Below are 6,275 nucleotides of genomic sequence, written 5' to 3' on the forward strand. Positions count from 1 at the left end.
TCAGCGTGAAAATTAAATTTCGCGTACAGCACCTTTTGAAGCACTCGTGGTATGCATTGCATAAGCTTTAAGTGCTTTAGAGACTTTACGTGGGCGCTCTTCGGCAGGATGCCAGCCTTTAGCTTCTTGTACTTCACGACGTGCAGCCATAGTTGCTTCATCTACAGCAAGATGAATAGTACGGTTTGGAATATCAATTTCGATACGGTCGCCATCTTCAACCAAACCAATTGCACCACCTTCAGCCGCTTCTGGTGAAACGTGACCAATAGACAGCCCTGATGAACCGCCAGAGAAACGACCATCAGTTAACAAGGCACAGTCTTTGCCCAAACCTTTGGATTTTAAATAACTGGTTGGGTAAAGCATTTCTTGCATACCTGGACCACCACGTGGACCTTCGTAGCGAATCACCACTACATCACCCGCTGTAATTTTTCCACCCAAAATAGCTTCTACAGCAGCATCCTGACTTTCAAAAACACGTGCTGTGCCGTTGAATTTCAAAATCGAGTCATCTACACCCGCAGTTTTTACAATACAGCCTTCCAAAGCAATGTTTCCGTAAAGTACTGCCAAACCACCATCTTGAGAGAATGCATTGGCAACATTACGAATCACACCACCCTCACGGTCACCATCCAAACGTGAATAATAACGATCTTGTGAGAATGCAGTTTGCGTTGGAACACCGCCCGGTGCTGAACGGAAGAATTGATAAACATCTTCGTCTTCAGTACGGATAATGTCCCATTTATCCAAAGCATCTTTTAAGGTTTTTTCATGTACAGTTGGAACCGAAGTATCGAGTAAACCTGCACGATCCAACTCACCAAGAATCGACATGATCCCACCCGCACGGTGCACATCTTCCATATGAACGTCTTGTTTTGCTGGCGCAACTTTACATAGGACTGGGACGTTACGAGATAAACGGTCAATATCCGTCATGGTAAAGTCCACTTCTGCTTCATGTGCCGCAGCCAATAAATGCAGAACTGTATTGGTTGAACCACCCATCGAAATATCAAGGGTCATTGCATTTTCAAAAGCCGCTTTGGTTGCAATTGAACGTGGCAATAAACTATAGTCATTTTGTTCATAATGACGTTTGGTAATTTCAACAATTAACTGACCTGCTTTTTCAAACAGCTTTTTACGGTTAGCATGCGTTGCCAAAGTTGAACCATTACCCGGTAATGATAAACCTAAAGCTTCAGTCAAACAGTTCATTGAGTTTGCAGTGAACATCCCTGAACATGAACCACAGGTTGGACATGCTGAACGTTCGTATTCAGCCACTTCTTCATCAGTAAAGTTGTCATCTGCTGCAACAATCATAGCATCGACAAGGTCAATGGCTTTTTCATTGCCACGGATTTTGACTTTACCCGCTTCCATTGGACCACCAGACACAAATACCACTGGAATGTTCAAGCGCATAGATGCCATCAACATTCCCGGAGTGATTTTGTCACAGTTGGAAATACATACCATCGCATCTGCACAGTGTGCATTGACCATGTATTCTACTGAGTCTGCAATCAAATCACGTGAAGGCAATGAATAGAGCATGCCGTCATGCCCCATGGCAATGCCGTCATCAACCGCAATGGTATTGAATTCTTTAGCTACACCGCCTGCTTGTTCAATTTGACGAGCAACCAACTGTCCTAAATCTTTAAGGTGTACATGACCTGGTACAAATTGGGTAAATGAGTTGACCACCGCAATAATCGGTTTACCAAAGTCCTCATCTTTCATTCCTGTCGCGCGCCATAAGCCACGCGCACCAGCCATGTTTCTTCCGTGTGTCGATGTTTTTGAACGATAGTCAGGCATGTGTATTTCCAACATTATTTGAGCTGAAATGAATGTCATTATTCATTCTGGCAGACTAAAACTGATAATCAGGCGAAATATTTTTACATCATACTATAAGATGCTGCATAACAGATGATCAAGGCATGGATCATTTTTATACAATTTTGATGGATGACAAATTCAATGACGAATAGCCATAAGCCTTGAGTAATGAAAACTAATATAAACCTATCTTGAAGAGATTCAATACAAAACTTATATGAATATTTTTTCAAAATTACATAAATAAAACTTATTAATAATAGTTCCACTTTAGCTTTTATTAAAAAGGCTTCCAAAGAAGCCAAGTTTTGATTCACAATCTCATTATTTCTGTTTAATCAAATATAAACCGCTACATAATTTAGCTTCATGATCACTGCATAACTCTGCCGATGTTGCAGAAATCCACTTCAGATTTAGTTGTAACTTACCATTAGTCATATCTATAGCAGGTCCACCACAACTAGCAGCTTTATTGTCAGACTTCACTTGCACTGACAATAAGTCGAGATCTTGATTAAGCATACTTCTCCAGATAGCAAAATCACCTGTGATTCGTTTTTCATTACTTGTATAAGTTAACTGACTTGGTTTAGAAAACTGGTAAACTTCAGAACAATTCAATTTTTCATTATGAATCGTCCAAGTTCCCCAAATGTCCTGCTCAGGGTTGATCTGTTTTTTGTCAAAAGCCTGAACATTACAAGCCATTAAAATACCCACAGACATCCAGATTATTTTCTTTAACATTCTATTTCCTTACTCATCTATTACTGACTTAAACAATCAACATGATCAACTAAATTAAAGTATCTTTACAAACTCAATTCACTCTAAAATAACAAAATTATGAGTTCTTGAATAAATGAATGACCGATTTATTTTCGGTCATTACAAATATCTATACTTAGATAAAATTAATATACTTAAGTTCTAAAAACTCACGGTATCACAACTTTACCACTGTACATTTACACGACGGTTTGGCGCTAAACACTGGATCAAACCTGCTGTTTTAGCACCTGCTTGGCATTGTTGATAAGCTGTTGTTGAACCATTTCCTTGTAAAGAAATAATATTAGGATTTACACCTTGTTGTACTAATAATTGAGCCACTGTATTCGCACGATTTGCAGATAAACGTTGATTATAAGCATATTGTCCTAAACGGTCTGCAAAGCCCGATATTTCGATACGCTCAGGATTATCTACCTTAATCTGTTCAACAATAGTTGATACTGAACTATAGTTTTGGTCAATGGCTTGTGGATCATAACGATCAAATGCAAATAAGACATTTGCATTTTTACGTTGTTTATCTACAGGATAAACTACCTGTGGAGGAACTTGGTTATTTGCACCATAGACCATTAAGCCTTGGCACTCTTCACCTTTCCAATATAAATTTTCAGATAGTTTATCTTTATTAAAATCTACACGTAACTGACAACGCTTGTATTGGTTAGTATTTGGTTGGCGGATATCTAAAACATAGTTCCATGTTTTAACAAAAAATAAGCCTTCATTAAATTGGGGATTACCCAAAATAAAACGGATCTGATCTTTTGTTAAGCCTTTATCCAAACGTGCAACTTCGTCATATTCATAACGATGAACTTGTTTTAAATAGCTGTCTTTAACTTCAGGAAAATTAATTTCTTCTGGTGTATTTTGTGGATCAATTTCAGCAGCAGAACTCATTGTTGTCACTAGACCGCTGAGCACACTGAACAGCAAAATTGTGTTTAATGTTTTCATTAATTTATCTCTCTTAAAATAGGGAAAAACCAAGGAAGATCCGAAGATCTTCCTAGTCTAGTGAATTAGTCAATTACACCACTGATACCGATACGTACACTTGGATCACCTTCGCTCGCCGCCGCAATACCACCAGTCAATGACCAGCGACCATTATCGGCAGTTTTACGTAAAGTCACACCGATAGCACTTTCACCACCGTGATATGACGCACCCGCTGCGTAAGTATATTTACCTGGAATGTACGGTGCATTTTCAAGCGCCATTGCCGCTGCAATACCTGCATTTGCACGTTTTTCAACATCATCAATACGTTGGTTAGTCGATTGGAATGCTTGCTCTAAACGGTTACTTACATTATTAATCTTATTACCAAGCTCTTGATCTGCTTTATTCAACGCATCAATAGCACCACCAACATTATTGTATTTACTGTCTCCGACTGTATAAGACGGTGCGGTTGTAAAGCTGCCAGTAATATTGTCAATCGCAGCACCACCACCTAAGTACTCAACAACTTTTTGATTCGTTTCAACTTTCTGTGCATGTAGTTGAGAACCATTAATTGCATCTTTAGAGTCTTTGTTGACTGCACCATCTTTAACACCAGTAACGACACGATCACCATCTTTACCAGCCATATTCACTGTTGTACCACCTGTATTTTTACCTACAGTGATATCAGCTTTTGAACCTCCAGTTTGTTGAACTAAGCCAATTGAACCATTGTTAATCTCATTTTTGATATTGTTAATATCACTGGTATTTTGATTAACTTTTTGTTCAACATTCCATAATTGACCGCCATTGACTGCGTCTTTAGAACCCTGCGTCACTTTACCGTCAGCAACATTGGTAATTGTTGTACCTTTATCGCCACCACCTAAAGTTACGCTGTCTTTATTTACAGTACCGTCAGCATTTTTGTCATATTGAACAACATTGTTATTTGCTTGATCAACCTTATTGCTAATATTGTTAATCGCGCTATCCAACTGACCTTTGTTCACAGCATCAGTATCTTTCTGACCTGCTGCAACATTGGTAATCACTTTATTACCTGCGCTAATTCCTGCAGTTGTTACACTTGGACCATTTTGAATAATTAGACCTGTTCCGCCTAACTGTACAACTTGCCCAATTGACACTCCACCAGTATTAATCACAGTATCGCCAGCTTTTAACTGTTCAACATCAAGCTTTTTATTCAACTCGACAGCAAGTTTTGCATTACCCTCTTTGTCGTTTTCTTGAGTTACAGTGATATTGTTATCACCAACAAACTCAACTGTTGCTTTTGGCTTAATGGTTTGTGATTTATCACCAGCTTTCACTGTCCAACCAGCATTTGCAGTACCGTCTACATTATTCACCTTACTATTTAAAGCGTCTAATGCATCACCAACATTGGTTTGTGTACCACCACCAACATTGTAAGTTGGACCTGTGATTGAGCCATCTTGGTTAACTTTAGAACCACCACCAAGGCTGTTTACTAAAGTATTTTGTGTGTTGGTAACTTGATGATCAACCGCCTTCAACTGTGCAACGTTTACAGCATCAGAATCTGCTGTACCTGCTGCTACACCTGTCACTTGACGATAAATGCCATTCGTTGCATCACCTACAGCAACGGCACCAGTTGTACTGGTCGTCTTGTTAATGGCATCACGGTCTTTCGCTGTTGACTGAGCAAATGTATAACCTGCAACACCAGCACCTGTTGTTGCTGCTGATTTATTACCTAATACCACTGAGCCTTCAACGGTTTGAGTAACATCATTACCCAGTACAAAAGTATTATCTGTAACAACTTTATTGTTATTACCAACAGAATAACTGCTATTTCCATCAACAATACTTGGATCACCTAAAGCACCAGAATTATTACCTTTGACAATATTTCCAGTACCAATACTAATTGCTTGATCACCTAATGCTTGTGCACCATGACCAATTGCAATCGTTGATGCTCCACCAACTTTAGAACCTGAACCAACAACGACTGAGTGAGTTGCTTCATCTGTTGCTGAAGTATTATGACCTAGTGCCGTAGTACTTGTTGCTCCATCTGCAACAATTGCATTGACACCAATTGCTGTAGAGTTTTTGCCTCCTGCACTAGAGTCATTTGTCTCTCCAATCACACCACTTTCTAATGTTTCATCTACAGCATTCGTATGGAAATATTTTGCACCCTTCGTATTAATGCTTGTTACAGTTTCTAGAATGTTACGACGATCTGTAGTTTTTTGACCAGAGACATTATAGGTTTCAAATAGCTCACTTGCTTTACCATCAGTAGTACCAATAATCTTCGTTACATCATTTTCAATAGTCTGATTAACGACTTTATTCAACTGACTAACGTTAACTGCATCACTATCTGCTGTACCTGCTGCAATATTCTTAATTTGCGTATTGCCAGCATCAACACCATTTTTGGAAATTGAAATAGGACCGACAGTCACATTATCAAACTTCACATCTTTCGCAGTCGCCACTTCATAGTTCACTGAACCATCAGCGTTAGTACCTGAAGTCACCGTGATGTTGTTACCTTGTGTCACAGTCGTTTTCGATTTCTTCGCTTGATCTGCAATCGCATCAGAAATGTTGTTATAGCTGCTGCCATTGGTTGTGAATGGACC

The 6,275-nt window shown here is 39.1% G+C and carries 4 protein-coding genes; all 4 read right to left on the minus strand.

Translation table 11 applies throughout. The annotated features are described in order from the left end of the window. Nucleotides 1-12: 12 nt before the first annotated feature. On the minus strand, nucleotides 13-1,842 hold the full coding sequence (ilvD, locus tag HX124_RS16630; RefSeq protein WP_107009045.1) for a dihydroxy-acid dehydratase: 1,830 nt from the start codon (nucleotides 1,840-1,842) through the stop codon (nucleotides 13-15). A 348-nt stretch (nucleotides 1,843-2,190) separates the two neighbouring features. Then, on the minus strand, nucleotides 2,191-2,616 hold the full coding sequence (locus HX124_RS16635; protein WP_286378411.1) for a hypothetical protein: 426 nt from the start codon (nucleotides 2,614-2,616) through the stop codon (nucleotides 2,191-2,193). Nucleotides 2,617-2,823: 207 nt separating this feature from the next. Continuing rightward, nucleotides 2,824-3,624, minus strand: a complete 801-nt coding sequence (gene tpgA / locus HX124_RS16640; RefSeq protein WP_107009042.1) for a trimeric autotransporter adhesin/peptidogylcan-associated protein TpgA — start codon at nucleotides 3,622-3,624, stop codon at nucleotides 2,824-2,826. A 65-nt stretch (nucleotides 3,625-3,689) separates the two neighbouring features. Next, nucleotides 3,690-6,275 (minus strand): YadA-like family protein (locus HX124_RS16645; protein WP_286384178.1); only part of this gene is annotated, 2,586 nt, incomplete at its 5' end.

The sequence above is a fragment of the Acinetobacter sp. 226-1 genome, from assembly GCF_030329325.1.
GTDB lineage: Bacteria > Pseudomonadota > Gammaproteobacteria > Pseudomonadales > Moraxellaceae > Acinetobacter > Acinetobacter sichuanensis.